Origin of the sequence: Paenibacillus sp. FSL H7-0716 (assembly GCF_038002705.1) — a bacterium.
Taxonomy (GTDB): Bacteria; Bacillota; Bacilli; order Paenibacillales; family Paenibacillaceae; genus Paenibacillus_AQ; species Paenibacillus_AQ odorifer.
In genome coordinates this window covers 80617-107368 of record NZ_JBBODA010000015.1, presented here as the reverse complement: position 1 = coordinate 107368, position 26752 = coordinate 80617, and the positions used below count along the sequence as shown (strand labels likewise).

At 44.0% G+C, this 26752-nt stretch carries 24 protein-coding genes; 3 read left to right on the top strand and 21 right to left on the bottom strand.

Annotated features, from left to right (window positions below; translation table 11 throughout):
• Positions 1–229 precede the first annotated feature (229 nt).
• The 8 genes from MHH60_RS19190 to MHH60_RS19155 all read right to left on the bottom strand — a co-directional run bounded on the left by MHH60_RS19190 (position 230) and on the right by MHH60_RS19155 (position 6562).
• A complete protein-coding gene (locus tag MHH60_RS19190; protein WP_076133736.1) occupies positions 230–1492 on the bottom strand; it encodes a molybdopterin molybdotransferase MoeA in 1263 nt (420 codons plus the stop codon).
• 167 nt (positions 1493–1659) lie between these two features.
• Positions 1660–2166: a DUF4178 domain-containing protein gene (locus MHH60_RS19185; RefSeq protein ID WP_076130052.1), complete on the bottom strand. Its 507-nt coding sequence runs from the start codon at positions 2164–2166 to the stop codon at positions 1660–1662.
• A 14-nt stretch (positions 2167–2180) separates the two neighbouring features.
• Positions 2181–2585 (bottom strand): DUF350 domain-containing protein, encoded by a 405-nt coding sequence (locus MHH60_RS19180; protein ID WP_036687618.1) that lies wholly within the window; start codon positions 2583–2585, stop codon positions 2181–2183.
• 123 nt (positions 2586–2708) lie between these two features.
• Complete coding sequence (locus MHH60_RS19175; RefSeq protein WP_036687619.1) at positions 2709–3377, bottom strand: PspA/IM30 family protein; 669 nt, start codon at positions 3375–3377, stop codon at positions 2709–2711.
• A 70-nt stretch (positions 3378–3447) separates the two neighbouring features.
• Entirely contained in the window at positions 3448–3786 is a 339-nt protein-coding gene (gene lpdD / locus MHH60_RS19170) for a prenylated flavin chaperone LpdD (RefSeq protein ID WP_256715064.1), read from the bottom strand.
• 24 nt (positions 3787–3810) lie between these two features.
• A complete protein-coding gene (locus tag MHH60_RS19165; RefSeq protein WP_076098788.1) occupies positions 3811–4743 on the bottom strand; it encodes a dihydroorotate dehydrogenase in 933 nt (310 codons plus the stop codon).
• Positions 4736–5440: a dihydroorotate dehydrogenase electron transfer subunit gene (locus tag MHH60_RS19160; RefSeq protein WP_038571515.1), complete on the bottom strand. Its 705-nt coding sequence runs from the start codon at positions 5438–5440 to the stop codon at positions 4736–4738. Before MHH60_RS19160 ends, MHH60_RS19165 begins: the two co-directional genes overlap by 8 nt.
• An 87-nt stretch (positions 5441–5527) precedes the next feature.
• Positions 5528–6562 carry an NADH:flavin oxidoreductase/NADH oxidase gene (locus tag MHH60_RS19155; protein WP_076133737.1) on the bottom strand — a complete coding sequence of 345 codons (1035 nt, stop codon included), beginning with the start codon at positions 6560–6562 and terminating at the stop codon, positions 5528–5530.
• 187 nt (positions 6563–6749) lie between these two features.
• Between MHH60_RS19155 and MHH60_RS19150 the strand changes: the two genes are divergently transcribed.
• The gene (locus MHH60_RS19150) at positions 6750–7631 is read left to right on the top strand and encodes a polysaccharide deacetylase family protein (protein ID WP_076133738.1); all 882 of its coding nucleotides are present in this window, start codon (positions 6750–6752) and stop codon (positions 7629–7631) included.
• Positions 7632–7732: 101 nt separating this feature from the next.
• Here the strand turns inward: MHH60_RS19150 and MHH60_RS19145 are convergent, their stop codons facing one another.
• On the bottom strand, positions 7733–8389 hold the full coding sequence (locus MHH60_RS19145) for a 3D domain-containing protein (protein ID WP_076133739.1): 657 nt from the start codon (positions 8387–8389) through the stop codon (positions 7733–7735).
• Between the two features lie 400 nt (positions 8390–8789).
• Here MHH60_RS19145 and ppk1 point away from each other — a divergent pair, with 400 nt between their 5' ends.
• Entirely contained in the window at positions 8790–10904 is a 2115-nt protein-coding gene (gene ppk1, locus MHH60_RS19140) for a polyphosphate kinase 1 (protein ID WP_076130046.1), read from the top strand.
• On the opposite strand, the gene MHH60_RS19135 is transcribed toward ppk1, so the two are convergent.
• From MHH60_RS19135 to glgB, 6 genes are all read right to left on the bottom strand, one after another.
• The gene (locus tag MHH60_RS19135) at positions 10852–12381 is read right to left on the bottom strand and encodes a Ppx/GppA phosphatase family protein (RefSeq protein ID WP_076133740.1); all 1530 of its coding nucleotides are present in this window, start codon (positions 12379–12381) and stop codon (positions 10852–10854) included. The two genes, ppk1 and MHH60_RS19135, sit on opposite strands and share 53 nt — an antisense overlap.
• 162 nt (positions 12382–12543) lie before the next feature.
• Positions 12544–13266, bottom strand: a complete 723-nt coding sequence (locus MHH60_RS19130) for an amino acid ABC transporter ATP-binding protein (RefSeq protein WP_076130044.1) — start codon at positions 13264–13266, stop codon at positions 12544–12546.
• The gene (locus tag MHH60_RS33310; protein WP_232061382.1) at positions 13253–13918 is read right to left on the bottom strand and encodes an amino acid ABC transporter permease; all 666 of its coding nucleotides are present in this window, start codon (positions 13916–13918) and stop codon (positions 13253–13255) included. The genes MHH60_RS19130 and MHH60_RS33310 overlap by 14 nt, the downstream gene beginning before the upstream one ends.
• Positions 13919–14023: 105 nt before the next feature.
• On the bottom strand, positions 14024–14842 hold the full coding sequence (locus MHH60_RS33305) for a transporter substrate-binding domain-containing protein (protein WP_076133741.1): 819 nt from the start codon (positions 14840–14842) through the stop codon (positions 14024–14026).
• Between the two features lie 326 nt (positions 14843–15168).
• Entirely contained in the window at positions 15169–16593 is a 1425-nt protein-coding gene (gene glgA, locus MHH60_RS19120) for a glycogen synthase GlgA (RefSeq protein ID WP_076133742.1), read from the bottom strand.
• Between the two features lie 47 nt (positions 16594–16640).
• Positions 16641–18578, bottom strand: coding sequence for a 1,4-alpha-glucan branching protein GlgB (gene glgB, locus MHH60_RS19115; protein WP_076133743.1), 1938 nt, complete (start codon positions 18576–18578; stop codon positions 16641–16643).
• A gap of 216 nt (positions 18579–18794) precedes the next feature.
• Between glgB and MHH60_RS19110 the strand changes: the two genes are divergently transcribed.
• On the top strand, positions 18795–20018 hold the full coding sequence (locus MHH60_RS19110; RefSeq protein ID WP_076103928.1) for a glucose-1-phosphate adenylyltransferase: 1224 nt from the start codon (positions 18795–18797) through the stop codon (positions 20016–20018).
• Between the two features lie 100 nt (positions 20019–20118).
• On the opposite strand, the gene MHH60_RS19105 is transcribed toward MHH60_RS19110, so the two are convergent.
• From MHH60_RS19105 to MHH60_RS19080, 6 genes are all read right to left on the bottom strand, one after another.
• Complete coding sequence (locus MHH60_RS19105; RefSeq protein ID WP_179088861.1) at positions 20119–21177, bottom strand: GNAT family N-acetyltransferase; 1059 nt, start codon at positions 21175–21177, stop codon at positions 20119–20121.
• A 6-nt stretch (positions 21178–21183) separates the two neighbouring features.
• Positions 21184–22650, bottom strand: a complete 1467-nt coding sequence (locus tag MHH60_RS19100) for a HAMP domain-containing sensor histidine kinase (protein ID WP_051491526.1) — start codon at positions 22648–22650, stop codon at positions 21184–21186.
• Positions 22647–23345 carry a response regulator transcription factor gene (locus tag MHH60_RS19095; RefSeq protein WP_036687642.1) on the bottom strand — a complete coding sequence of 233 codons (699 nt, stop codon included), beginning with the start codon at positions 23343–23345 and terminating at the stop codon, positions 22647–22649. Before MHH60_RS19095 ends, MHH60_RS19100 begins: the two co-directional genes overlap by 4 nt.
• Positions 23338–24618: a hypothetical protein gene (locus MHH60_RS19090; protein ID WP_232061383.1), complete on the bottom strand. Its 1281-nt coding sequence runs from the start codon at positions 24616–24618 to the stop codon at positions 23338–23340. The genes MHH60_RS19095 and MHH60_RS19090 overlap by 8 nt, the downstream gene beginning before the upstream one ends.
• Before the next feature lie 34 nt (positions 24619–24652).
• Entirely contained in the window at positions 24653–25378 is a 726-nt protein-coding gene (locus MHH60_RS19085) for a phosphonate ABC transporter ATP-binding protein (RefSeq protein ID WP_036687647.1), read from the bottom strand.
• Positions 25379–25468: 90 nt separating this feature from the next.
• Positions 25469–26605: an MFS transporter gene (locus MHH60_RS19080; RefSeq protein WP_370510606.1), complete on the bottom strand. Its 1137-nt coding sequence runs from the start codon at positions 26603–26605 to the stop codon at positions 25469–25471.
• Between the last annotated feature and the right edge of the window lie 147 nt (positions 26606–26752).

Genomic DNA, 26752 nt, shown 5'->3' with positions numbered 1-26752 from the left:
GGTAAAATTCCCCCTTAAACCGGTTGTTAGCGACAATTGGGTTAGCAGGAAAGTTGTTTTTTACTTATCTATTGTGAATTTTTCATATGTTGAAATGTTGGAAATAATGTCGTTGACCCCGCAATTATATGTTGATTACCGTACGTGCTTGGATATCAAATACCTTTAATTACTCCAATACCTGCGGTGAACTTTTATTCATCATCGATGGCCTGAGTACCCTCCACATCTAGCCCCGAATCTCTCCTGGCAGCTTGATCACTGTTACCTTATCTCCGGCGGATAGCCCCTTTTGTTCTGGGGGTACAACTATCAGACAGTCGCTATCCTTGATCGTAACCGTTACGGAAGATTCATCAATGAGTGCCGGATAAGCAAACAGGCTGCCGTCTTTAATTTCTAACCGCGCTCGCACAAATCTAGTAAAATTATTCACTCTTTTATAATCTGTACCGAGTGTAGCGCTCCATTCCGGTAAAAAAGGCTGAGAAGCACTTTGCATCAGTGAAATCACAGGCCGTGCAAACAGTTGAAACCCAACGAAACAAGCCCCCGGATTTCCGGATAAAGCTAACAGCAGCTTACCCCCTCTAACCGCAGCAGTAGTTACGCTTCCCGGACGCATCGTCACTTTGTTGAACAACATATTTCCACTTTGTTCACGAACCAAATCGCCCATGATATCATAATCCCCCACAGAAACGCCACCCGTAGTAATCACAAAATCATAAGTTTCCAGCGCCATCTGTACTTTACTTCTAGCCAGCTCCAGATCATCTACAATAGCGCCTAACATTACTGGAACACCCCCTGTCTCTTTGACTAGAGCTTCGAGCATAGGGGAGTTACTATTGCGGATTTTGCCAGGCACCAGCGGCTCATGCACTTCCAGCAGCTCAGTTCCTGTAGCAAAGATAGCTACCTTGGGACGACGATAGACTTTCACGGTATGTAATCCAAACGCTGCAAGAACAGCTATATCCCCCGCAGAGATTAACGTTCCTGTTGGCAATACAAGATCACCTTGGCTTAATTCGAAACCTTGAGGTGTGATATTGCTGTTTGCTTCTAGTTTTTTTCGAATTCCAACGTAAGTCTTTCCTTCCTCTTCACGTCTCTCCGTGACCTCCAGCATCACCACAGCATCTGCACCAACCGGTACTTGTGCACCAGTCATAATTCTTGCGGCTGTTCCCGGAGTTATATCTACCGCAGGCACTGCACCACACGGAATATTATCCACAATTTCTAACCATACCACTTGTCCATTAACACAGTTACGGGTATCCCCCGCGATAATCGCATATCCATCCATACTCGAACGATTAAACGCAGGAAATGGGTGTGGAGCGATCACTTTTTCAGCCAAATAACGTCCACTACACTCATCCAGTGATACGTCTTCTGATTCTAGCGGATTAGCATATTTGATTATTTTGGCCTGAGCTTCTTTTACTTGCAGCGCTTCACGCTGAAATTTATTTTCCTTCATAAAGACCTCCGCTCTGAAACGTCGATGTTTGCAGTAATAAATATTATTTTAACATGACACCTCTTGAAGTAAAATTATAAACACAAAAGGCCACCATCCATGTTAATGGGCAGTAGCCTTTTCTACAAATCTTTTCCGGTATAGTGATCCGTTACTTCTCTACTAGGCTAGGATGCTCTAATTACCTTTACATCCCCAGGGATTATTTTCTCCCCTTCATAAAGCATAAACCGTCCATGTTGCCATTCTACACGCAGTAGACGTGAATCATCGGATTGATATTGCCACACATGCTGCTCTCCACCGTTCATAAATGGAGTCTGACCTGCAACAGCAACAAAACCTTCATATTCTTCCTCCAGGAAAAATGTATAGCCATCGAGCTCAAGAGTTGCTGGAACCTCAGCAGGATTATCAAGCCGCCCATCGATAGGTCTGTACAATCCATATTGCAGCTGTTCCCGCTCTTCTATATGAAGATAAGCTATCTGGCTTCCATCTCTAAGGGTCAGAACTACAGCATTACGGCCCCGATTATGTGTCCGGCCAGTGACTTCATAGGTGACAAGCGATACTTCACAAATGTCTCCGGGAGACAAATTAAGCATACTTTTTTGAACTTCCTGAGGCGCTGGCTTAGAGAAAAGGTTACCTATACGTTTCCACATACTCAACTTGATCGTTCCTCCTACATAAAGGCAGTAATAATTAAAGCACCCGTAATTTGCAGTGAACCTGATAGCAGGCCATATCCGATTTTACCAAGCTGTGTACCATGATCCAGATCCAGCTTCCCCCAATTTGCTAGTAGAAGTCGAACCGTTCTTTCTAAAATTAACAAAAGCAAAAATGATACCAACGAAATCAGCAACGCATCTAACAAACTATTGGAAGCTGCTATCGATGAAGATAAAATGAAGGCCTGAGCTAGAAGCTTCATTACAAACCGTGTAGTCACCGCCATATTTCCAGCCTTTAACTCTTCTATATCGTTATAACGAGTAAAAAGTGAATCTATATACATCAGTACAAACAGCAACACAGCGCCGCTCACCGTCCACACGACCATGGACACCAGAATATGGAGATCCATTCTATAGCCCCCGCTTAATCATTTTGCATGCCTTTCATAAGCATAGATAAAGCGAAGAAGAAACGAATTTCTGTCTCTCCTTCGCCTGTGAACACCAGCCGTGAACCGGCTAAAGATCAAATGTTATTGCTTCTCGTATTGTTTCATCAGAGCCGCCAGTTCATCTTCAACCGCTTGATCTTTGTTCAGCTTCTCGAATTCATCATCCAGAGATTTATTGCCTGAACTCATCTCATTGCTGGCTTCAGCCTGAGCTTCTGCTTGCAGCATTTTATCTTCCATACGTTTGAGTCCTGCAGACGCTGAATCGGAGCTAAATCCGCTCATTGCTTTGTTGATCTCGGTTTGAGCTTTGGCAGCGTTATAACGTGCAACCAATGTCTCACGTTTGTTCTTCATTTGGGTAAGCTGTTTGCGCATCTCTTCAAGCTTGCCACGAAGGTTATCCGCAGAGGCTTTGTTCTGATCAAAGCTGGCTTTGTATTCTACCAGTTTAGCTTCAGCAGCATTTTTCTCTTCCAGAGCGCGGCGAGCAAGGTCAACATTACCCGCTTGAGCTGCTGCATGAGCCTGTTGGGTACGTTTGTTAACAAGCGCTTCTTGTTCTTCATACAGCTGTTTGAATTTCTTCTCAATGGCGATTTGCGCCGCTACAGCTTTTTCTGCATCTTCTAAATCTTCGGTCATATCACGAATGTATTGATCTGTCATTTTAATCGGGTCTTCTGCTTTGTCAATAATCGCGTTCACATTAGACATGGTTAAATCGCGCAATCTTTTAAATATAGACATGGTTTCATTCCTCCAAAAGATAATTTAATTCCTCACATGCTATCTTTTACGTAGAATTGCCACTACCGTTTCATATTTGTTGCGCTAAATATTGATTTACTTTTAAATTCACAATTTCCACGACTTCCATAATACCTTCTTTCGTGAGATTGTCGTAATGAATCCCCATCACTACTGTCACTGTCTTGTTCAGCGCTTCAGCTACTCTGATCGCTATGAGCTCGCTTATCGTGTGCTCTTTGTGATGAGGAACCGCTGAAGTCAGTACTTTAACCTGCTCCCCCTCCAGATAAGCAGTACTCGTGGCACCAATATGCCGAACCCCTCCACTAATTAAGAGCAAGAGATCACGTCCGACAGCCGTCGCCTTCAGCTGAATATCCTCAGGATCAATCTGGTTAGTAGTCAATAGTATTCCCCTCACTACTTCACTTTATATAATGCCCCGTATTTCCTCTAGTGATTGAATATTTTCTTCAACCATAAATTGCTCAAGCTCTGCAACTAGCTGACTACCTGCACGCAAATTCATGAAATTATAAGTTCCCACTTGGATAACTGCAGCACCTGCCATAATAAACTCGATGATATCCGTTGCTGAAGTGATGCCACCCATTCCGATCACGGGAATCGTTACGTTTTGTGCAACTTGATGCACCATACGCAGAGCGACAGGCTTAATCGCAGGTCCAGACAATCCAGCATATAAGTTATTGAATACACTGCTTCTGCGGCGGACATCAATCTTCATTCCTGAGATCGTGTTGATGAGCGAGACAGCGTCTGCTCCCTCCTCCTGACACATTTGTGCCATTTCAACGATATTTTCAGCTCCCGGCGACAGCTTTACAGCGAGGGGCAGTTTAGTTGCGCGTCTAACAGCCTGTACTACTTTTTGAGCTTCTGAAGTTTGGATCCCAAACGCAATGCCGCCCTCTTTAACATTTGGACAAGAGATATTCAATTCAATCATGTCCACTGCTGTCTTACCTGCACTCGCACGAGCATCTGCATCCCGCTGAATCATCTCAGCACCAAGAACATAATCTTCAAGTGTGCCTCCACCCAGGTTGACCAAACGAGCAGTATCGAGTGTTTCCCAATAAGGGCATTCCTTATCTAAAAATGCAGCTACACCCGGATTCTCGAGTCCCACACTATTCAGCATACCAGAAGCTGTCTCATATACACGAGTGCCGGGATTCCCCGCTTTCGGATTGAGGGTTAACCCCTTGCCAGAGATTCCACCCAGCAGAGACACATCATACAGCTTGCCATATTCACGGCCAAAACCAAACGTTCCAGAGGCCATTATTATTGGATTTTTAAAATGAACGCCAGCAATTGTTGTGTTCAACTTAGTCATGGAAAATCACCTCCTCAGAAAGAAACACAGGTCCGTCTGCACAGGCCTTCTTTTGGCCATCACGGCAGGATACACTGCAGACCAGACAGGCTCCAATTCCACAAGCCATTCGGTTCTCTAGAGAAAGGTATACTTTCGTTCTACTGCCTGCTTCTTCAGCAGCAATGCCTTTACGTTGAGCAGCTTTAAGCATAGGGTGTGGGCCGCAGACAAAGACATGATCATATTGGCTGAAATCCACACTATCCAAAATTAAACCGCCAACATCGACTACAAGCTCACTTGCAAGTGGGCGAAACGCTTCTGTCCGGTAAGCTTCACGGCTAAAGCCCAAAAAGATATCACTCCCCGGAAGCTGCTTCGCACAATAATATAGCGGTGCAATTCCGATCCCACCGCCAATGAGCGCAACCTTCCCTTCGACCTGTGGAAATCCATTTCCAAAAGGGCCCTCAAGCTCTACCGAATCACCTGAACCCAGTCGTGAGAATATCTCCGTACCTTCCCCAACTACGTGATACAGAAATTCAACACTATCCTCGTGTACTTCATGTATACTTAAGGGTCTGGATAGGATGGGGTAAGCTCCCCATGCCCGTAACATGTAGAATTGACCCATTGCTCCGCCACTATTCGTCTCTACCTTAAGGTGATACACACCATCTGTCAGCCGTTCGTTACTTAGAACCGTCCCCACGTTATCAAGCTCCTTCAAATTTTATCTTTATTAAGATTGCCTTAGAAGGAGCATAAAATCTGTGACAAACTTCACATCGAAAACGGTCTAGCCTCTTTTCCAAATCCCACGTTCATAAGGTTTAGGTACATCATGTGCGCCACCAAGCGCTTCTTCAGCATGTAAAGCCCAATAAGGATCACTTAACATCCCACGGCCAATAGCTACAAGCTCCGCCCTTTTTTCTGCAATGATGGACTGTGCCTCAGAATAGGCTTCAAGCCGTCCTACCGCAATTACTGGCACTTGTAATCCACTGCGAATATATTCTGCCAGATCTGCTTGGTAGGCTGGGCCCGCATTAGGTCCACCATTAGAGCCAATGGGCCCTTCACCACCTGAAGACACATGGAACATATCCACTCCAGCATCCTTATATCGGCGGCAAAACTCCAGGGCATAGTCAGCATCATATCCACCATCAACATATTCTTTCGCAGAAACCCTCATGATCAAGGGCATATCTACTGGCACTACTTCTCGAATTGCTGCAACTACTTGTACTCCAAAAAGTGCTGGATCTTGTCCATATTCATCCAATCTAATGTTGGTCAGAGGTGAATGAAACTGGTGAATTAAGTAGCCATGCGCACCATGAATCTCCACAGTATCAAATCCTGCCTCCACAGCTCGACGAGCGGCAGCACGAAAGGCTTCTATCATCTCAAGGATTCCTTCCTTAGAAAGCGCCTGTGGCTGCTTAGAACGAGCATCAAATGGAATTGCAGAAGGGGCAACCGGCGGTTCAGCATCGACCGCTTTACGTCCGGCATGGCCTAGTTGAATAGCTATTTTTGCCCCATAGGCATGTACACTATCTGTGAGCTTACGATAAGCCTCTATATGTGTATCACTCCAAATCCCTGTATCCCGGTTCGTTATTCTACCGTCCGGATGTACTCCAGTCATCTCGACAATGATTAGACCAGTACCTCCAATAGCACGGCTTACATAATGAACAAAATGCCAATCATTAGGAATGCCATCCTCTTTATCTACCGAATACTGGCACATAGGCGGCATAACAATACGATTTTTCAGCGTTAAACCCTTCAATTCATAAGGTGCAAACAATTCTGACATCCTTGTCCCCATCCTTCCACCTGTCTATAATTGGCCCGGGAATATCCCGTTCTATTTAGTATACACGCATTAGGGTGTGCAAGAAATCTTTACCAGAGACCTTGAAGAAACGGCATAAATTCATCCTTCAATGGAGATAACAATGAAGAATATGGTGATGATCAGGTAGTAAAGGAGGCATATGGGGATGTATGATCAACGGAGAGTCCAGAAACTGCTAGTAGTATTAGGATCAATCATTGTCCTGCTATTTCCAACCTCTTCAGCAGAGGTTGCTTCAGCCCCAGCTCAGAGTCAGAAATCCTCACAGGATCAAATTAAAAGCACGCAAACCACTGACGAAGACAAGGCGATATCTGCGGGAACTTCTACTACAAATAATTCAACGAGCAGCAACAATAAGAACACTAAGGGCTTGTCTCTGAGTCAGCTATTACACAAATATCCCGAAACCTTTAAGACCAGCGGTCCTCGGAATAAAGTCATCGCCTTAACTTTTGATGATGTGCCTGACCCAAGGTTTACACCCCAATTGCTAGATGTTCTTAAGAAATATCATGTCAAAGCAACCTTCTTCGTGGTGGGAAGCCGAGCCGAGAAACATCCCGCTCTAGTGAAGAGGATGATTAGAGAAGGACATGCTATTGGAAATCACTCTTATGATCATCCTCAGTTTGTAAAGCTAAAGATGCATGATTTCAGATCACAGATCATTGAGACCGAGAACATTATTCAAACCTTAGCCGGATATAAACCACGCTTGATTCGTCCACCCTATGGAGATATCTCTGAGCAACAGTTGAGATGGGCAAAAAATCATGGTTATAAGCTTGTAAATTGGAATGTGGATTCGTTGGACTGGAAGGGACTTTCCAAAACTCAAGTTAGAAATAACATCTTAGCTAATGCTGGAAAAGGAGCAATTATCCTTCAGCATGGTGGGGGTGGGCCGGGTAGTGATCTTCGCGGAACAATTCAGGCTTTACCTGAGGTAATCACGATAATGCGTAAACGTGGCTATTCTTTCGTTACCGTTCCTCAAATGCTGCAGGTCTCTAAAAATAAATAAACAAGAAACGGAGGCAGCCGCTAAGGACTCCCTCCGTTTCTTGTTTAACCTATTTAAAACCATTTCATATCTCTATAATAAATCTCTATATTTTTATCTAGCTATTTAACAATGTATAATTGTACATATTGATAACCAAAATCGGCTACAAAGCTTTGGCTGCCTGGGATAAAGATATCGATCCGGTTACCTTTAATGGCACTTCCCATATCGGTTGCAGTAGCCAGAAAAGCTTCTTTAGGCAATCCTGCGTGTGAATGTCCGGTAACCAATACTTTTGTTCCGAGAGGAATTACACTTGGATCAACTGCGATGGTTCCTAGCTTGAGTGGGTTCCCGAAATAATCAACGGCACCCCAGCCTCCATTCTCACTAGCCGCTGAGGAATAAGCAGAAGCCTTAACTTGTATCGATTTCTCGTAGTTAAAGGACTTGCCCCATGCTTCAACTGTTTTTGATGCTGGAGTAACATTCAAGCTTGGTGTAAGTACTGGAGTTTCTGTCGTAGCTACAGACTCTGCTTGCATTTTACTTGGGATCGTTATTTTAAGTCCATCGTAAATATTAAGAGCAGCAACATTTGGATTAGCTTTCATTAAATCATTAACACCGACATTGTATTGCTGAGATAGAGTATAGAAAGTATTGCCTTCCTTTGCAATATGAACGCTGTCTGCAAAAGCAGGAGCGGTGTGCAGCAATGCACTAATTCCCATAACTGCAGCAAGGGTTTTAATGGTTCTGAACTTGTTCTTCATAAATGCCTCCTCTTTAGATGGGCGTAAGCGGTATGACTTCCGTATACGCTCGTGTACATTTCCTGTGCTTATGTACATCTTGTGTGATGTCCTGATGTATTGTTGTCATTTGTAAAACTGACAGGACTTAATATATCACAATTTTGTAACCTATGCGTATGTAATTGTTACCATTCTGAAATAACATGTTTAATTATTGTCTTTTACTCATTAAGAAGTTAACGTAATTTTGATTATGTAAACAAAATAGCGACAATCACATCCTATTATATAAGATAATTAAATAATATTCTTTGAGATTTTACATAGATTTAACATTTCGCGCCTCATCCAATAGTAAAATGATAGAATATGATAAATAGATTTGAGATATAGACATCGAAGCATATTTGGAGGTCCCATGAATACAGAAGAGATTAAAAACAATCAGAGCAGTCCAGCCACTGCTTACCTCAATAGGGATTTGAGCTGGATCGAATTTAACCGCCGCGTACTCAAGGAGGCTCAGGACCCTGATAACCCTTTAATGGAACGTGCCAGATTTCTGGCGATCGTCTCGAGCAATCTGGATGAATTCATAAGCGTTCGAGTGGCGGGAATTCAGGATCAGATCCGGGCTGGCTATACTAAAAAAGATTTCACAGGCTACACCCCTTCCGGGCTGTATAAACGCCTCATCAAACGCGTAACCAAAATCATTGCCGATCAATACCGGACGTTCCGTGATATTTCGCGGAGTTTGCATAAAGAAGGCATCGTATTTGTGGATTATGAGGATCTTACCCATGCCCAAGAGCAGTCCATAGAACAGTATTACCGGGATATCATCTATCCTGTACTTACGCCAATGGCTGTTGATCAGAGCCGGCCGTTTCCACTCGTGCACAGCCAGTTTATCTACCTAGCTGTTGTTCTTACTCGTAAGAATGGTCTTGAAGAGGAGCCTTATTTTGCTATCCTGCAAATTCCTTCGAATCTGCCAAGATGTATCCCTCTTCCCCACCGCTCCAATAGTAAGAAAAGACAATTTGTATTTATTGAAGATGTGATCCGCCATCACATTCAAACCTTATTCAGCGGTTACGAACCTGTTGCGGTTAGTGAGTTTCGCTTGACTCGCAACTCAGATCTTACGATCGATGAGGAAGGTGCAGAGGATCTGCTGGAAGAGATCGAAAAAGAGCTGCGCAAGCGCCGTCGCGGGGTGCCTGCCCGTCTGGAAGTACAAAAAGGTATCCATCCCTATGCTCTTGAGCAGCTGCAAGCGGAATTTGAGCTGGAGGACTTCGTATTTGAAATTGAAGGTCCGCTTGATTTAGGCTTTCTTCGTAATTTTGCCGGAAGTTTAAAAGGTTTTGGTTACATGAACTATCCACCTATTGAGCCGGTTTATCCTGCTGAATTTCAAGAAAATGAGGATTTCTTCGAGGTGCTGCGTGAACGGGATGTATTAGTCTACCACCCTTACGAGTCTTTTGATGCGATGACAGACTTTATCATTCAAGCTTCAGAGGATGAGCAAGTGATGGCGATTAAAATGACCTTATACCGTGTCAGCGGAAATTCTCCACTTATTACTGCACTAGCCAATGCTGCGGAGTCTGGAAAGCAAGTTACAGTGGTTGTAGAGTTAAAAGCTCGATTTGATGAGGAACGGAACATCGCTTGGGCACGCCAGCTTGAAAAATCAGGCTGTCATGTCGTTTATGGTCTGATCGGACTCAAAACGCATGCCAAAGTGACCTTGATTGTCCGCCAGGAAGGCCCTGAACTGCGCCGTTACGTGCATGTAGGCACAGGAAACTATAATGACAGTACAGCCAAGGCCTACACGGATCTCAGTCTATTCACCGCCCAAAGCGATATCGGACTGGACGCTTCTGAGCTGTTTAATCAAATGACTGGATATTCGGCTAATTTTGACTGGCATTCCTTCATTGTTGCGCCAACAAATATGAGCTTATCCCTGCAAAAGCTAATGATGCGTGAAGCTGAACATGCACGGGCAGGCAGACCCGCTCGCATAATCGCCAAGATGAACTCGCTCTCTAATCAGCAAGTGATCGACGATTTATATAGCGCAGCCCAAGCCGGTGTCTCCATTGACTTAATTGTGCGAGGGGTTTGCTGCCTACGTCCGGGAATAGAGGGCTTAAGCGAAAACATTACCGTACGCAGTATCGTAGACCGTTTTCTGGAGCACTCCCGGATCTATTATTTCGAAAATGGCGGCAAACCTGAGGTGTATTTATCCAGTGCCGACTGGATGACTAGAAACCTAACCCGCCGGATTGAGCTGATGTGTCCTGTCAGAGACAGCGGTATCCGTAAACAGATCGTCAAGATTCTAGAGTTGTCTCTAAAAGATAATGTTAAAGCCAGCTTCTTGCAGGCTAATGGATATTACGAACAACCAGACGACAAAAAGGCCCCTTTCCGGAGCCAGTTCGCTGCAATGGATGTTACACGTTGGAAGGGAAGCCGAGTTTTACCTTCACCGCCCAAGCATTCTTAAATGCTTTTATCGCGTTCTCAATGTCCTCTAGGCCAATTAACAGTGACGATGCGCCCTCTAAGTCCAGATGAAGCGTATTGCCGTGCAGATTGGCCTTCAGGCCGCTTACAATTCCAATCTCCGTGCTGTCCAATGCAATGCTAAGCTGGACAAGCGACCCGAGCTTATGAATCCACTCTTCGTCGGCTGGCAGCAAAATGTCCTTATGTTGTTGGGACAATTTCTGCTTCCGGCTTTTTGTGCTGTATGAGGCAATCATAGCGCAAAGAATAAGCTGACGGTGGGTAAGTCCACGAATCGGTGAATTCATCAACCAATACAAAGTATGTCTTTTGGATTGGTAATAGTTAATATTCGTTCCCGTACGATGCAGCATGATGGACACGTAAATTAACATCTCGTGCTCTGCTCTATTCGATTCATCTTTAAATGCGTCAAACAGGCTGAGTGCTAGCTTGTTGATATGATCTAAATACCGTTTGGAAGTATGAATATCAAAGCGAATGATCGTGTTTAAGCTATATTCCAAAGCACTATCACGCACTGGCTGCTCCGGCTCCAGCAGATCATGCAGCAAGCCTTCTCTGAGCCCTTCCCCGCTGATTACCGCCTCACTCGCCCCAATATACTGATACACTGTATGGAAAATAATCAATCCAGATACAATGATATCTGCCCGACTCTTAGATAATCCATCTAGATCCTTACGTTTTTCGTAAGGCATTGAAGGTAGGGTGTTCATAAAGTGCTCGATCGTCTCACTGGTCATCGTATAGCCATGGGAGTTAGGCAATGAGTATGCTCGTGTCTTCTGATCCAGCTTCCCTAAAGAACGAACCGTCCCTCCTAATCCGAATAAAGGAAGACCAGCTTTGGCACTTAGCCAATCATGCTCAACCAGTCTGCCCAGAACAAAAGTCTGCAGCTTGTGAATCTGCTCATCGCTCCAATTCCCACCTTGACCAAACATTAGATTGGTATTTACTGCCCCGAACGGGAAAGAAATGCTGTGTTGATAACGCCGCTCACAAAAAAGAGTGATTTCAGTACTCCCGCCACCAATATCAATCACATAACCATCCTCTACATTAAAGGCATTAATAACACCCAAGAAGCCATAATATGCCTCCTGGTGGCCACTGATCACCTCAATCGGAATGGAAGAGGATTGTGACAAAAAGCTTATTATTTCACTTGAGTTAGCCGCATTACGAATGGCTGCCGTTGCACCCGCACGAATGGTTTCCACTGCAAAAGCGTTGCAGATTTCCTTAAACTGACGCAAGACTGGAACAATCGTTTCCATGTCCTTTTGTTCCAGTCTATTCTCCTTGGTAATCTTCTCACTAAGGCGAGCGGAGTACTTACACTCCTTGATGATCTTATAGCCTCCTTCGCGCGTTGTATCATAAATTACAAGACGAATGGAGTTCGAACCAATATCAATAATGCCTATCCGGCGTAGATCATCTCTCATTATGTATGTACTCCTTTTCCTGTTGATTGACTGACCATCTATTATACATGGTTTACATAAATAAATGAACTCAGCCCCCAGCGATATATTCCCACATTACCCTCAGGACCCTATAACAAAACGGCCACCGGATACTTGTCCAGGGCCGTTTTGAAGAATTATTTATAATACTTTACTTAAAAAATCCTTAGTCCGAGCATGTGTAGGATTACCAAATACTTGTTCAGGAGTACCCTGTTCAACGATAAACCCGCCATCCATAAACAGAATGCGGTCGCCTACTTCACGGGCAAAGCCCATCTCATGAGTAACAATAACCATTGTCATTCCGTCTTCGGCAAGCTTTTTCATAACCTCAAGTACCTCTCCTACCATTTCCGGATCAAGCGCTGAGGTAGGCTCATCAAAAAGCATCACATGCGGCTGCATGGCTAATGCACGAGCAATCGCGATCCGCTGCTTTTGTCCACCGGACAATTGAGCTGGATAAACATCCTTTTTATCTTCAAGCCCTACCGTCTTGAGGAGCTCCATTGCGAATTTATCGGCTACAGCCTGCTGCTGTTTTCTTACTTTAATCGGGGCGAGCGTAATGTTTTGCAGAACAGTTTTGTGCGGAAAAAGGTTAAACTGCTGAAAAACCATCCCCATCTTTTCACGCGTTGCATTGATATCATGCTTCTTTGAGGTGATCGATTCCCCTTCAAAAGTGATCTCTCCACCTGTAGGCTGCTCCAATAGATTCAAGCAGCGCAGAAAGGTACTTTTTCCCGAACCACTGGGCCCGATTACAACGACAACCTCACCCTTTTTAATCTCCAAATCGATTCCCTTGAGAATCTCCAGCTTTCCATAATGCTTCTGCAGGTTCTTAACGGCGATCATCGGTATTCAGCCTCCTTTCGAGTCTACCTAGGATCTTGGAAAGCGTAAATGTTAGAACAAAATACATAAATGCAGCAATCACGAGTGGTGTCATGCCATCATACGAAATCGTTGTAACTGTACGAGCTTGAAACATCAAATCCGTTACTCCGATAAATGAAATAATCGATGATTCCTTGATAATGGTAATGAACTCATTACCGATTGCCGGAAGGACACTTTTAAGTGCCTGAGGAAGTACAATATGACGCATTGTCATCCCTTGTTTCATTCCAAGTGAACGTGCGGCCTCCGTTTGTCCACGATCGACACCCTGAATCCCGGCGCGAAAAATTTCTGCCAGATAAGCAGAACTGTTAATAGAGAGTGTAATCGCCCCGGACTGAATCGGAGTAAACTCAATACCAAATGTCGCCAGCCCGTAATGGATGAGAAACAGTTGTACAAGCATTGGAGTGCCCCGCAAAAATTCAACCCAAGCTGTGGCTAAGAAACGTAACACTCTCCATTTTGACATGCGCAGTAGAGAGACGATAATCCCAAGAATGAAGCCAAATAATACACCAAGAACAGCAAGTAGCAAGGTATATTGTAGTCCAGTCAAGAAAAGATCACGATAATCATAGGCCATTCTAAATAAAGTAATATCCAATATCTTATCCTCCTATCTCCAAAAAAATAGAAAATAGCAAAGTTCCGCTATTTTCTGTAATACACGTACAATTTACTTCAGCAGACCTAAAACAATATACATTCCTTACTTCGTGCTTTCAGCAAGCTCGCTGGCAGCCGCTACATATTCATCAATCTTACCTTCTGATTCTAGACGTTTAAGTGTAGCATTTACTTTATCCAGAAGCTCTGTATTGCCTTTTTTAATCCCAATTGCGTATCCATCATCTTCTACTTCAGGCTTAGCATCGGTAATTACAAGACCCGCTAAATTCTTAACAAAAGATTTGGCTACAGGTCCTTCAATAATTGCTGTATCGATACGGTTAGATTGCAATTGCAGAACGATCTCGGAAATTTTACCAAGAGAAGTGATTTTTGCGCCTTCAATCTCTTTGGCGATTTCTTCTTGAATAGAGCCTGTCTGTACACCAATTTTGGTACCCTTCACTGCGTCCATAGTAGCGTATTTATCTTTATCTGCTTCGCGTACTACAATAGCTTGTTCTGCTTTGTAATAAATATCTGAAAGTTCAACCGCTTTTTTGCGTTCTTCAGTCGGGCTAAGACCGGAGATCACCATATCTACGCGTCCACTGGACAATTCGTTAAGCAGTGAATCAAAAGGCAGATCCTTAACTTCAAGCTCAGCGCCCATGTCGGCAGCAATTTCCTTAGCGATGTCGATATCAAAACCTACGATAGTATCTTTTCCGTCCACTACTTTATGGAATTCGTACGGAGGAAAATCTGCACTTGTTCCCATAATCAGCTTTTTAGTAACTGCACCAGTATTTGCATTACCACTAGCAGCGGTATCATTATCATTTTTATTTTGACCGCAGCCTGAGAGCAGACCTACCGCTAATACCATTCCTAAACTAAGTTTACCCCATTTGTTCATTTCTATATCTCCCCTATTCATATGAAAAAATCTAAGTTGACCCAATGACTGACTTATTATAAATCAGAACGCATGAATATGCAAAGGCATAATTGTGACAATAACTTCCTTTTAATGGATTTCTATGAGGGGAATTCTATAATACGCAGCTAAAAAATCACTTTTATTCACGTTGAAGCTAAATTTATACATTTTTACTATCCCCTATACTGGCTAAATCATTCGACTGTTTATTCCTAATTTCATAAAAAAAGGACTGCTCCCAGAGTATTTACCATACTCCCGGGTGCAATCCCTTATTAACCCATTACAGAATTTGTTAAACTTTATCTGGTTATATCATCATAGATATCCATGTACTGCTGAGCGGATACATTCCAGCTATAATCTCCCGCGAAAGCATTTTTTGTGATCTTTTTCCAATGTTCAGGGTGCTTGTAAAAAGAAAGCGCCCGGCGCAGCGTAAACATCATATCGTGTGCATTATAATTGCCAAACGTAAAGCCATTGCCTTCACCGGTTTCTTCATTATAAGCGTGCACAGTATCATTGAGGCCACCTGTCTCACGTACAACGGGTATGCTACCATACCGTAAAGCGAGCAGCTGACTGATGCCACAGGGCTCAAACTTAGACGGCATAAGGAAGATATCGCTGGCAGCATATATTTTTCGTGAGAGTGCATCATTAAATAAGATCTGTGAAGACAGCTTGGTCGGATACCGCCATGCCGCTTCCTTGAACCAACGCTCGTAGGATTCATCACCTGTTCCTAGAAGCACAAATTGAATATCATCGTGATATAGCAGCTCATCCAGCACTCGGGTAAGCAGATCTAAGCCTTTGGAGTCCACAAGACGCGTGACCATAGCTACCATTGGGATATTAGCATCTACGGGTAATCCCAGCTCTTCCTGCAAGGCTACTTTGTTTTCCGTCTTCTTGGTTAAATTGGAACGATAACGGGTGACAAGGCTGGAATCTGTCGCTGGATTATAACTTTTAGTATCAATGCCATTCACAATCCCACTTAAAACATCTGACCGTGCGTTCAACAAACCATCCAGGCCGTAACCATAATAAGGTGTGCGAATCTCTTCTGAATAGGTCGGACTAACGGTCGTGATCCGATCACTGAATACAATCCCGCCTTTTAAGAAATTCACATTACCATAGTACTCCACACTACCAAAATAACTGCTATCCAGACCTAACAACTCTCCAAGTACCTCATAAGGAAACACTCCCTGATACAACAGGTTATGTATTGTAAATACACTCCGCATTTCACTGTAAAATGGATTGTGGCGATAATGCCCCTGTAGCAGCATTGGAATTACGGCCGCGTGCCAATCATGGCAATGCAGAACATCAGGCTGGAAATCAATGGCTGGCAGACACTCCAGCACTGCACGATTATAGAACGCAAACCGTTCACCATCGTCCATATAACCATAAATTCCATCACGGCCAAAATAATACTCATTGTCGATAAAATAAACGGGGATACCCTCATAGATAATGCGTTCAATTCCACAATATTGTTTTCGCCAGCCAATTGGAACATACACTTCCGTTAAATGCTCCATTTGAGCGGTGAACTTGTCAGGAATCCCACGATATTTAGGCAAAATCACTCGTACATCTACCCCGGCAGCCTTCAGCGCTTTAGGTAATGCTCCAATGACGTCGGCCAAACCACCCGTTTTAACAAAAGGATGGGCTTCAGCTGCGGCAAATAAAACTTTCATGATTATTTCCCCCTTAAACTGTACGGATTCTCTATTCGTACTTAGATCTATAACTCTTTTGCCTCTTTATTCTTACCCATTCGTGACGTTTTTTTAAACACCAGAAAGCTAAGGGGCGGAAGAGTCAGCTCTATGCTGTTCACCTGATTGTGCCATTCCAGCTTAACGCTCTTTTGAGGGACATTGTGCAATCCGGAGCCACCATACTCTACATTTTCTGAGCTAAAGAGCTCTTCATAAGTCCCGGCCCGCGGCACGCCTATACGATAATTGTGCCGCTCTACCGGTTGAAAATTGATGACTATAAGCAGCGTATCTCCTGGTTTCTTCCCTCGCCGTATATACGAAATCACACTTTGTTCATTGTCATCCGCATCAATCCACTGATAACCCTCTTGCGAATGATCCAGCTCCCACAACGCTTTTTCGGAGCGGTACAGTTTATTAAGTGCAGCCGTGTAGGCGAGCATACGACGATGGCTTTCATAATCCAACAGCAGCCAGTCCAGCTGCTCCTGATCCTTCCATTCGATAAACTGACCAAATTCTCCACCCATAAACAGAAGCTTTTTACCGGGATGTGAGATCTGATATCCCAGCAGCTGCCTGAGGCCTGCGAACTTTTGTTCATAAGCACCCGGCATTTTGTCTAACAAAGACTTCTTGCCGTGAACAACCTCATCATGCGATAGCGGCAATGCGTAATTTTCGGCATAAGCATAACATATTGGGAACGTAAGTAAATTATGATGATAAGGACGCCCACCAAAATCATGTTCTATGTAGCCTAGCGTATCATTCATCCAACCCATATTCCATTTGTAATTGAAGCCAAGGCCCCCTTCATGCACTGGTGCAGTAACCCCCGGCCAAGCACTGGACTCCTCCGCCATCATCAATGCTTTTGGGAAATAATGAAAGATAGCCTTGTTCAGATTCTGGATAAATTTGATGGCCTCCAGATTCTCCAATCCACCATTAGCATTCCGCCGATATTGATGATCACGCTTTTCGAAATCTAATCGAAGCATACTCGTAACCGCATCTACACGCATTCCGTCGATATGATAATACTCAAACCAAAACAGCGCATTAGAAATAAGAAAAGAAGAAATCTCCGGCTTGCTGAAATCAAACGAAAGTGTCCCCCAGCCTGGTTTTTCAGCTAACATTGGATCGGCATATTCATAAAGTGGCGCTCCATCAAACATACGCAAGCCGTGTGCGTCTTTGGCAAAGTGAGCTGGAACCCAATCTAAAATCACACCGATACCTGCCTGATGCAGCTGATCGATCAAATACATCAACTCATGGGGTTCGCCATAACGGCTGGTTGCCGCAAAATACCCCGTCCCTTGATAACCCCAGGATAGATCGTATGGATGTTCTGCCAGCGGCATAAATTCCACGTGTGTATAGTTCATCTCCACCAAATAAGGAATTAACAGCTCGCTCATTTCCCGGTAGGTGTAGAACTCTCCATCCTCTTTTTGACGCCAGGTACCAAAGTGCATTTCATAAATGTTCATTGGTTGTTGATATGGAGCTTTGCTTTTCCGACGCCATGCTGCATCTCCCCAGCGGTAGCCATCCAGTTCTGCTACTACCGAAGCCGTTGCCGGCCGAACCTCAGCTTTGAAAGCAAAAGGATCCGCTTTAAGGAAACTTGATCCATCTGAGGCAAGAATCCTGTATTTGTAAAAAGTTCCCGGCTGTATTCCCGGAAAAAAACGACTCCAAAATCCTGAATCGGGTATCTTATATAACGAGTCCACGCCCTGTGTTCCGTCCCAATCATTATGATCACCAGCTAGTCCTACATATGTCGCATGAGGAGCCCACACGGTAAAGCGCACACCGGTAACGCCTTCTTCAGCGGCAGTGTGTGCACCCAGCATAGAATAGCTGCGATAATTGGTGCCCTCATGGAACAGATAGATATCAGCAGCTGACGGAAGGGTCTCGATTTTTGCTTTTTCAGCCAATTCTACACCACCTTTTTCAATGTGCTTGTACCTATTACCTTACCCGAATATTACCATTTTGAAAATGTTTTGATGTTAAAAGAAAAGATTTTCTGATAAAGAAATATTAATTGTAATTTTTCTGTTTACAAAGCAATATATTTCACCTATGTCGTTTCAAGCGCTTGTCGTAAGTTTATATTACAAGCATTGACAAAATAATGGGAGGGATAACAAATGAACAACAAAAAAGATTGTATCGCCATGTTATTGGCAGGAGGGGAAGGCCGCAGATTGGCTCCCTTGACTTCCAGTATGGCTAAGCCTGCAGTCCCTTTCGGTGGACAGTATAAAATTATTGATTTCCCGCTAAGTAACTGTGTAAATTCGAACATTGATACAGTAGGTGTTCTGACACAATACGAAGCTGACTCTTTGCATAATCATATCGGTGAAGGTGAGCCTTGGGGCTTAGTTAGTCAAAAGGATAAAGGAGTCACACTCCTTCCTTCAGGTGTTGAAGGCAGAGACAGTTATACAGGAACTGCTGATGCGATTTATAAAAACATTGACTTTATTGATAGCCGCAACCCAGAACATGTGCTCATTCTATCCGGTGATCATATTTACCATATGAATTACCGTAAGATGCTGAATTATCATATTGAAAAAGGAGCAAAAGCAACCATCTCCGTAATGGAGGTTCCTTGGGATGAAGCTAGTCGTTTTGGAGTAATGAACGTAAACGATGATCTGAAAATTTCCGAATTTGCGGAAAAACCTAAAGTACCAAAAAGTAATCTTGCTTCAATGGGTATCTACCTGTTCGAGTGGGCTTATCTGAAGGAGCACTTGTTGCGGGATGCAGCTAATCCTAATTCCAGTCATGACTTTGGTAAAGACGTAATTCCTACCATGCTGGATCAGAACGATGATTTATTCGCTTACCGTTTCAAGGGTTACTGGAGAGATGTAGGTACAGTCGGCAGTCTTTGGGAAGCACATATGGACCTTCTGCAAAAAGACAATGGCATGAAGTTAGACAAGACTCATTGGCCTATGTATAGTCGGGTTCGCCGGACTAAGCTTGCAGTTCATAAACCACGTGTACAGAACCCCTCAACGGACTCTCTCGTGAATGAATCCTGCTCCCAAGAAGGTAGTCTACAACGTTCTGTAGTCTTTAATGGTGTAGAAATCGGTAAGATGAGCCAGATCAAACAAAGTGTTATTATGCCTGGAGTTCGCATTGGCCGTGGAGTGCTGATTGAGAATGCCATTATTGGTGAAGGGGCAATCATTAAGGATGGAGCAGTCATCAAAGGAAGCATAAATAATATCGTTGTCGTTGGACCACATGAGACTGTGGCTGCCAAGCCGGCGGTCCGAAACCAACCTTCCCGTCTGTTTCAGGATGTGTATGAGAAGACAGGACGTTTGCGTGAAGTTCTTCCTTCATAACAACCATTATATAGAAAAATACTTTATATAAAAAGGGGCTGTTGTCCTGGTCGATCATGACCAGAACAACAGCCCCTTCGGTTGTAAAGAATTAGTAATTTTATGAATTACGGCTAGCCGTCCATTCTCTGTCTAATATGCTCATTTCCACACAATCTACATATTGCTCTCCGAATAACGCAGACTCACGTTGAACACCCTCCCGCTTAAAGCCAACAGCTTCATAAGCTTTCAGGGCAGCCGTATTGAAATCGAAATCACCCAGAGACAAACGATGCAGGTTCAGACCTTCAAATCCGATTCGAAGCATTTCTTGCATCATCCGTTTGCCAATGCCTTTACCTTGAAACTCAGGATCTACTACTACCCTGCCGATACGTGCAGAACGATTAACCCGGTCAATGACTGAAAAGCTAATATGGCCCACTACCTGCTGCGTAGCTTCTTGAATTGCACAGAAGATAAGGCGATCGGATAAGCCTGGATGATTAGCATCCTTTAAGTATTTAACAAGCTGCTCATCATCTAAAGGATAAGTTAACGAAGGTCCTGCCCACTGCTTCAGATACTCTGGAGAAACACTCCAGCGCTTTATGTGTTCAAAATCAGATTCTGATATAAATCTGAGGATCAGACGGTCTGACTCAGCTCTCTCCTCAAAATGTTCATATAAGTTCACTAAACGACCATTTCCCATATCGTTAGTGCCCATGTAGTGAAAACCCATGCTCTGATAATAACGATTGAGCTTAATGTTATGTGCCACAGTGTCAAACCTAAGACTCTCACAGCCTAGATCTTTGGCTAGAACTACTGCATATTTAAGCATTTGCTGTCCAAGTCCTCGGCCGCGGTGGGAGTCTTTCACAGCTAATCGGTGCAAATAAGCGTAGGACTCATCATTTTTACTGCCCCAGTACTGTGGATCACTGAATTGCAACGTGAACATGCCAACTACAGCCCCATCGTCAAGGGCTAAATAAACATGTCTGTCAGCGAAATATCCTGCAATATCGGTCTCATTAAATTGTCCGGGTGTCCATTGGTTAATCCCGTTACGCTCCATCCATCCTGCCGCTTCTTGCAACAGCCTCAAGATGTCGTGAACCCGATCAGGCTCTCCACGAACTATACGGATCGAATTCTTCGTTATCCCCATCTCAGGTCACGTCTCCCAATCATCTAATTCAGGAAAGGTAGCTGTAATTTGAGTTACCTCATCTGAGTTAACTTCCGGCTGTGGTTCAGTAAGAGGCAAGATGACGGTTACTTCCGTTCCCTTTCCAAGCTCACTTGCCATATCAAGTGTCCCATTATGAAGTTCTACAATCTGCTGTGAGATCGCTAACCCCAAGCCTGTTCCTCCATTAAGTGCATCCACTTGAAAGAAACGGTCCTTAACTCTGGAGATATGCGCTTCACTAATCCCTATCCCGCTGTCTCGTACCATAATTGCTGTTTCTGTAGCAGACAGCCTCTTTGCTGACAATTCAATACTGGAATCTTCATGTGAGAATTTTACTGCATTGTCTACCAAGTTCAAGAATACCTGTTTTAAGCGATTGGCATCCCCTTTAACAAAGATCGCGTCTTCACATTCCAGCAACAGATGAATTCGTTTCTTTTCCGCTTTAGCCCATACATTCAGTATAGTCTCTTGTAGCAGTACCTTTACATCTACAACCCCAATCGACAGCTTCATTTGGTTCTGCTGCAGCTTAGAAAAGTCGAGAATTTCCTCCACCAGCCCAATCAGACGTTCACTTTCTTTGGAGATGATGCTGACTCCAAGTTTTGTCTCCTCCGGATCATACCCGCCGGAAACTAAGGTTTCACTCCAGCCCTTGATACTTGTAAGAGGTGTCCGCAGCTCGTGAGAAATGGACGAGATAAAATCATCCTTAATCTGATTGCTACGTACAATTTCCTGAGCCATATAATTCAGCGTTGAAGCCAAATCACCAATCTCAAATTTATAGTCTCCCTTAATCCGTACGTTGAATCTCCCCTTGGCCATCTGGGCTGAAACTGCCGTAATATTATTCAGCGGTTTCACAATCGAATTGGCCAGTCCGAAGCTAAAACCAACAACTACAGCCATAACAGCTGCAGCAATAGCAGTAGACAATAAGGTAAGATTAAGCAAATCATTATTGATTTCTTCTAGTGAAGTAATATACCTTAGGACATACTTATCCTGTCCATGAATCTGCAGCATTTTGGAAACCGCCATTACGCTCTCATTCGTGCCTGCCTGACGCCCTACCCAGCGCCCAACGCTGCCGCCAACGGCTTCTGGTACATCACTGGTCGTAATGGTCCGATCCGGCTGAAAGCCAGTGGAACTAGTGATGATATCCCCATTTAGCGATAAGATTTCCAGCTCCGTCTTACTCAATGAGAACCTCTCCAGTACTTCTTGTAGCAAATAGATGCTATTATCGCTTGGTATCATGTTTTTTTGAAAAAACGACTCTGAAACGGAAATGTGATTCTTAATCTTGCTGTATACACTGTCATAATAATATGTTCTGATGGCCAGCAGGAAGATAACTTCTACGAGGAGAAGCGCCAAAAAAACTACAAGAATGTAGTGCAGAACAATCTGTCTGCGCATCCCCTTCTTAATCATTGTCCTTGGCCTTTCCATCTATATCCGTGCCCCCATACAGTCTGCAAAAATTCCGGCTCCGAAGGATTGTTCTCAATCTTCTGGCGTAAGCGCCGGATATTTACATCTACAATTTTGGGATCACCCATATACTCCTTGCCCCACACATGATCCAACAGAAGATCGCGGCTAAGCGGAGTGTTTTCTTTTTCAAGAAAGAATTGAATCAGAGAGAACTCCGTAGGCGTCAGTTCAATGGCTACATTATCACGTTTGAATTGTTTGGTAATAAGATCCAAGCTGAAAGGCCCCGAATGAAAAGAAACCTTGGCCGACTGTTCACGATGCACATTTACTCGGCGCAGCAAAGATTGAATACGCGCAATTAGCTCTGTTGGGCTAAATGGCTTACTAACATGATCATCTGCACCTACGGACAAAGCGTAAACTTTATCCTGCTCCTGAACCTTGGCGGTAAGAAAAATAATTCCCAAGCGTTCATTAGTCTCCCTAATCCGTCTACAAACTTCAAATCCATCAATGCCGGGAACCATAACATCCAATAACGCAATATCAATATCAGGTATAGTGGTTAATTTATGCAATGCTTCATTCCCGTCAGCAGCCTCCAGCACTTCGAAACCATTACGCTTCAAATTAATGACTATGAAACTGCGAATGGACTCTTCATCTTCCAATATCAGAACTTTACTCATCTATTCCCTTCCTTTCAATAGGGGAGGCAATCTTATTGCTTCCTTCTTTAGTTGTACTTTGTTCTAGCTCACCACGGTAGCCGATGACTTTATCTAAATCCCGTCCAAGCAGCTCCCAGCCTTCATTCTTAGCCTTATCCCATTCCGAAGGAGAAAAGAAGGAAACCTCCGCAAAAGTCTCTCCGGTATCAGTCATGATGAACTTAAGATTTTTATCCAGAACAGATTTCGTATCAATACTTACCTTTCCATGCAGCTCCGGATCAAAATTAATAGTAAAGCGATCCGATGGATCACGATATAGCTGGACTGCGAAGGTTAGGCCATCTTTTCCATCCCATTTATAATAGGAGGTGAAATAAGGAATATCTGCGGGGTCGAAATACTCCCATCCTTTTGGCGCTTCAAGCAATCCAACTTCAATAATGCCATCATGATCGATATCTTCGCTTGCAATCAGACGATCTTTGTAAGTCCTCGTATCACCTGGCAAAACCACGCGCAGCTTGTTGTGCTCCATAAGAACAATTAAACTGTAGGCGGATTGGAAATCCACCGAAGCGTCCAATACGATTCCTTCTTTATCCTTGGCAATCTTTCCTGCGACAATATTGTAATAATTAAAAAAATACGGATCGATATCCTCGATCTTATCGAGCACCTTAAAGCCATCATTGTACTGATAGATCGAAATGGTTGCAAATTCATTTCTTTTAAAATAAACTACGGTGATATCTTCAATTCCATCCTTGTTAAGATCATCAATCATATATTTGGTGTAAGGAAGTGAAAGCACTTCTTCCAATGATCCGCTGGAATAGCTATACACGACGAGGCCTTTTTCTTCCCCGCGTGAATAACCTGTAATGATATTCAGCTTCCCGTCACCTGTCATATCTTTCAGATCGACGGACTCCAGCATAGTTCCATCCCCATCAAAAACAAGCTTTTTGACCCAGGCATCTCCTTGCTTCTCTAAGATCATCCCGTGAATCTCTACAGCTTCGCTTGGCGTTCTATAGAACACCAACGACTCCATAATTCCATCGTTATTGAGATCCTCTGTGAAAATTGAGCTCTCATCATTAACCGGACGGATCAACTCCGTACCCGCTGGAATATGTGAATTAATAGCAGCCATAAGTGTTGCTTTGTCAGCAGACAGCTGCGGAGCTTTCATCTTCGAAACGGGATCACTGATGAAAGTACAACCCGAAAGTACGGATAACGACAGTGTTGCAGCTGCCAGGCACCTAAGACTTTTTATACTCAACCTCATCACTCTTTTCCTTATCCGTGTCCGAACTTTACAAATTCGCTCGTTCCTGAGACGTTAATCTACGTCCCTTTATATCATGCTTAATTCGCCCATCTTCTAGTACCCATATACGTGAAGCGAAACGTTCTGCCAGTTCAATAGGCAGCACCGTCACTACGGTAAGACCCGTCTCTTTACAGAGTCTGCGCAAAGTTTCCAATACACTCTCTGCCGATTTGGGGTCCAGACCCGTAACCGGTTCATCCGCTAGAATTACTTTGGCACCATGAGTTAATGCTCTAGCAATCGCTACACGCTGGCGTTCACCACCGCTTAGCTGGCTAGTCTTCATCTTCGCTTTGTCTAGAAGTCCAAGGGCATCTAATTCATCCATCGCACCCATATAATCATCTGAACGAACCATCCCTGTAACCATACGCCACATTGGCGTCTGTGCGGACTGGCCGATCAGCACGTTTTTCAGCGCTGTGCGGTTAGGATTGAGCTCTGCATTCTGCTCCAGATAAGCCCACTCCCGGCGGATTTTTCTTTTTCCGGAAAAGGCGCTCGCCATAATATCCGTACCGTCCACTCTAAAATTCCCTCTGTCCCACTTCTCTCGCAGCGCTAAACAGCGTAATAAAGTGGTCTTACCGCTCCCACTCGCTCCAAGTATGGCTACGAGCTCACCCGGCTCTAATTGAAATCCTATATCCTGCAGGACCGGATTTTTGTCTTCCCCAACTGCCTTGGCTAAGTGTTCAACTGTGATCATAGTTCAGCCTCTCCCTGTCTTCATCTATAATCTATAGTGTACTCTGAATGTGAGTTCAATTTCCATGCGAGCACTCGTTCTTATCTTACCTCAATTTCTAGGTTGTGGCGAGAATAATAACCCAAGCAAGCCGAACACGATATATAAACCACCCATCAGGGCAAAAATACCGCCGCTTAAGCCCACTTGCAGTAACAAACCACCGATGCCGGGGCCGATAATACTGCCAATACTAAAATGGAAAGAAGCAACCACATTGGCAGCTGGCAGTAGATGTCGTGGCAAAATATCCGCGGCCAGACTTAGCCCTAACGAGAAAAAGGAGCCCACTAGTCCTCCTGCGATCATCAGAAGCACCATTGTCAACGTAAAATGATCACCTGCCAGCGGCAACATCGTAAAGGCGATCCCGCCTCCGATCCCGGCAATAATCAGTACCCGCTTGCGGCCAAACCGGTCGCTCCACAGACCTAATGGAAACTGCAGAAGCAGTCCTCCGATCCCCGCAAAAGGCAATAATGCTGCAATTTGATCTGTGCTGTAACCGATACGCAGACCATATACCGGAAAGCTGCTATTTAAGCTAGCTTCCATAAAGCCATATAAAAGGGCTGGAATTAAAGCGAACCAGGCTAAGCTGTAACAGCGACCGAAACGGCGAACCTGGCTTTCACCACTCTCCGCTTTATCTGGCCGGGAATCCGGCAGAATTGTAGTCACAAGGATTAAGACTAACAAAAATAGAAATGCGAGAACAATAAAAGGCACTGCCTGTCCATAACGCAGCAGACTAATCCCAAGTGGTCCCAAGCTAAAACCCAGACCATAGGACATGCCATATAGTGAAAGATTACGTCCACGATGCTCGGCAGGTGTCATGAGCAGAACCCAAAGCTGAGCCCCGTAATTAATCGCAGCATCGCCCACCCCCACAAGCAGACGCAATACAAACCATACCTTGATCCCTGTAAAAAAGGGAAACATGAGCAAGCTTACTAAGACTAAACTAATCCCACCAGCTATCAATTTTTTAAATCCAACCGCTCCAAGAACACGTTCAGCAATCAAGGTCATCCCAAATGATCCTATGTATAGCGCAGCAGCATTCAGTCCGTTCAGTGACGAGGAGACTCCTTTTTGCTCCAAAAGGATGGATAGAATGGGCAGCAACAGCCCTTGGCTAAGCCCTGCGGCTATAGTAGCGGTAATAAGAATCATGAAAGTCATTTTGCTATTACTTCGTATAGATACTTTAAGCCGGTCTGACACGGATGATATCCCCCTATAATAAAAACAATGATGTGATCTAACGCCAATTGGCAAACACCGAACATTATAGTGGACAACCCTCTTCAAAACAAGAGATAATATGTA